Below are 4,182 nucleotides of genomic sequence, written 5' to 3'. Positions count from 1 at the left end.
GTGCCGCTGCCATTCGCAGTCTCGATCGCCGTGATGTCAGCGGCCTCAGCAGCCCCGGTCAACACAGCAATCTCATCACCAAACCCGGCGATTTCTTCCGAAGCAAACGCAGCTGCCACGTCGGCAGCAGAACCTGTAAGCGCCGTGACCGTCGAAGCGTCAATCGTGCCGGACGTACCTGCATCGATCGTGATCAAATCTGACGCTGTTGCTGTCGTACCCGACAACGTCACCGCAGCAGAACCGAGGACGCTGATCTCAAGTGACGCATAGCTGGCTGCTACATCTGCTGCAGAACCCGTAAGCGTCGCGACAGTTGATGCATCAATCGTACCTGTGGTGAAGGCATCCAGAGCATTCAGTTCAATCGCGGTCAGCGCGGTATCATCCAGCGTTACTGCGGATGCGCCAAGGCCAGTGATCCCGACGGCTTCAAAGCTGATGGTTACTTCGGTTGCCGATCCCGTAAGTGTTTGCACCGACGATGCGTCGATCGTACCTGCTGTAAGGGCGTCCGTCACATTCAGCGTGTTTGCCGCCAGTTCGGTATCGAGCAGCGTGACATCTTCGTTACCGAGGCCATCGATGCCGTCCGAGAAAACTACGGCAGCCATATCCACTGCGTAACCGGACAGAGTCGTAATCGCCGCAGCATTCACCGCACCTGAAGTTGCGCCATCAATGGCAATCAAATCAGATACATCAGCCGTCGGCCCAGAAAGCGTGACCGCTTCATTTCCGAGCCCCGCAATGCCGTCAGACGCATAGCTTGTTGCGACATCGAAGGCTGAACCGGTAAGCGTTGTTACCGCCGAAGCAAAAATTGTCTCGCTGGTCACACCATCTAGAGCATTCAGGGCAGACGCCACAAGCGAGCTGTCGGACAACGTTACTGTTTCGTTGCCCAGGCCCGTGATGCCAGCAGACGCATAGGCCGCTGCCACGGCAGCGCTAGAACCAGCCAACGACTCCACTGACGACGCATCGACATCACCGGAAGTTGCTGCATCAATTGCATTCAAATCGGATACTGCTGCCGCTGTACCGGTCAAGGTGACGGCTTCATTGCCAAGGCCTGTTATCCCACCGGAAGCATAGCTTGTAGCAACATTTGCTGCAGAGCCCGCCAAAGTCGTCACGGTAGACGCATTGACAGCACTAGAGGTGTAACCATCGAGCGCGTTCAGCGCCGTTACATTCAGCGATGTGTCATTGAGAGTGACGGATTCATTGCCGAGACCTGTAATCCCTGCCGAGGTGTAGCTCTGCGTCAGAGACGAAGCTGAGCCGCTCAGAGCGGTCACCGAAGACGCATCAACCGCGCTCGAAGTACCAGCATCAATTGCATTAAGGACCGATGCTGTCGTGCTGGTGCCGGACAGTGTAACGGCCGTTGCGCCAAGACCTGTAATGCCTGCCGAAGCGAAGCTTAGCGCCACATCCTCAATAGTTCCTGTCAACGTGACTACGGATGAAGCATTGATGATGCCAGTCGTAAACGTATCGACACCGTTCAGAACGTTCGCCGAAAGCGTCGTGTTCGACAGTACAAGATTCTCGTTACCCAGTCCCGAAATGCCCGCAGGAGCCAGATATAGGATAGAAAGATTAGAAGCAGTGCCCGTAATCGTCGTTACTGCAGACGCATCGACAGTGCCGGTTGTCGCAGTATTGATCGAAAGAAGATTGGCTACAGCAGCCGTCTCAGCCGAAAGCGTAACGGTTTCATTGCCAAGCCCGCTGATGCCGCCAGAGGCATAGCTTGCCGCAACGTCAAACGCCGAGCCGCTCAGGGCCGTCACAGACAACGCATTGACCGTGACGCTGGTGCGTGCATCGATAACGTTGAGATCAGAGGCAGCCGCCGTGGTACCGGTAACCGTTACCGTCTCATTCCCTAGGCCGGAAATACCAGAAGACGCGTAGTTCGCCGCAAGATCCGAAGCCGCACCCGACAGTGTTGTCACCGTCGAAGCGTTGATCGTGCCAGTTGTTAGACCGTCCAACGCGTTAAGCACCGTTGCCGTTAGAGTGGTATCAACTAGTGTCGAATTGTAATTCGTCGGATCGGTATCGAGATCGGTAAGCGCCTGGAGAACCGCTGCCGCTGTTCCGTTGACCTCCGTAAGCCCGGATCCGTCAATTGTGCCGGTTCCGTTCGCCGCCTCAATCGCGGTGATATCAATCGCTGCAGCAATACCCGTCAGCGTCGCATTAAAGTCGCTAGGATCGGTATCGAGCTCGACAAGCGCCTGAAGCACTTCGCTCGCGGTTCCGCTGATCTGCGTGATCGCGGAGCCATCAATCGTGCCGGTGGTGGCCGCAGCAATCGCTATCAGATCAGCCACTGCCACTGCCGTGTCGTCAAGCGTCACATTGACGGCGCCAAGGCCCGAGAGGCTGCCTGCGCCATTGGCCGCAAGGCTGATGGCCACATCCGAAGCCGAACCGGTCAAGGTGGTCACGTTGGGCAAGGTAATCACGCCTGATGTCTCGCCGTTGAGCCCATTCAGGGTCGCTGCAGCCACGCTGGTGTCTTCAAGCGTCACCGCTTCGTTGCCGAGACCCGTGATCGTGCCCGCAGTATTGGCCGCATAGGCGGTCGTTACGTCTGCTGCCGAACCCGTCACTGTCGTCACAGACGTTGCGTTGACCACGCCCGTCGTCACACCGTTCAGCGAGTTCAACGCAGCCGCATCCAGGCTGGTGTCGTCCAGCGTCACCGCTTCTTTGCCAAGGCCCGTGATCTGGCCCGCAAAATTGGCCAAATAGGCGGTCGCCACGCTCACCGCCGAACCCGTTAGCGTCGTCACAGACGTTGCGTTGACCACGCCCGTCGTCAGACCGTTCACGTCGTTCAGGTCAGACGCCGCCAGACTGGTGTCTTCAAGCGTCACCGCTTCGTTGCCAAGGCCCGTGATCGTGCCCGCAGTATTGGCCGCATAGGCGGTCGTCACATCGGTCGCCGAACCCGTCAGCGTCGTCACCGACGTTGCGTCAATCGTGCCCGTCGTATCCGTATTGATCGAGTTCAGGTCCGAAGCCGCAGCCGTCGTGCCAGTCAGGGTGAGGTCGACATCAGCAGCAACACCAAAGTTAAAATCCCAGTTGAAATTGTAGAATGTGTGCAATTCATTCGCACTGCCGGTCAATGCGGTCAAAGAAGTGGCGGAAGTACTGCCGCTTGTGCCCTGGACAATCGTGATCAGATTTGCCACCGCCGCCGTCGTGTCGTCTAGCGTCACATTAATGACGGCGTGGTTGCTGATCTCGCTGTCGTTGAAGGCCGTCGCAACGTCTGCGGCAGAGCCGGTCAGCGTCGTCACCGCGTTCAGATTGATGGTGCCCGAGGTGTACCCACTGATGGTATTTACATCCGCCGCTGATGCGGTAGCCCCGCTCAGCGTCACGGCTTCGTTGCCAAGGCCATTCAGAGCGGAAACCAAAGCATCAGTGGCATAAAGCGTCTCCACATCCGCAGCAGAACCTGTCACCGTCGACAAAGACGCGGCATCGAGGCTCGCTGCAACACCGAAGATGCTATTAAGAGTGGATGCTTCAGCGGTGTTGCCCGTAAGCGTCACAGCAACCGTACTATAGTCCGTACTGATTCCGGCAACATTATCGACGGTAAGAACATCAGCAGCAGATCCCGTCAGCGCCGTGATGGACGTCACACTGATCGCACCCGTGGTATAACCGTTCAGCGTGATCAGGTCAGCGGCAGTCACCGAACCCGTGTTCGTCAACGTGATCGCCGTTTCGTCAAGGCCAGTGATCTCACCGGATTCATAGCTATACAGCACATGCTGAAGCTCTCCGGTCAACGTAACCACAGACGACGCGTTGAACGTGCCGCTGGTCATGAGGGCCGTGCCATTGAGATCAAGCGCCGCAATTTCCGTGTCTTCCAGCGTCACCGCCGGGTTGGAAAGGGCACTCACGCCGCCGCCGTTCATCAAGACAATTCTGACGGCGGCCTGTGTCCCCGTCAGCGCCGTCACATCCGTAGCATCGACCTGAACCGTCGTCGCAGCATCAATGGCGTTGAGTTGAGCAACCGTAGCCGCACCCGTCACCGTGACCGTGTAAGCATTGCCAGTCCCGGTCAGCCCAGCAAGCGTCTCAGCATCCGTTTCCGTAATCGTCGCCGTCACTACACCTGACGTCAAACCATCAAGA

General features: G+C 57.5%; 1 protein-coding gene. It reads right to left on the bottom strand.

Annotated features, from left to right (window positions below; all coding sequences use genetic code 11):
• A partial coding sequence (locus IP81_RS21070) for a hypothetical protein (protein ID WP_082356303.1) occupies nt 1–4,182 on the bottom strand: 4,182 nt, incomplete at both ends.

Origin of the sequence: Novosphingobium sp. AAP83 (assembly GCF_001295795.1) — a bacterium.
GTDB lineage: Bacteria > Pseudomonadota > Alphaproteobacteria > Sphingomonadales > Sphingomonadaceae > Novosphingobium.
The sequence above is the reverse complement of the archived record's forward strand: the minus strand, read 5'-3'. Positions and strand labels throughout refer to the sequence as shown.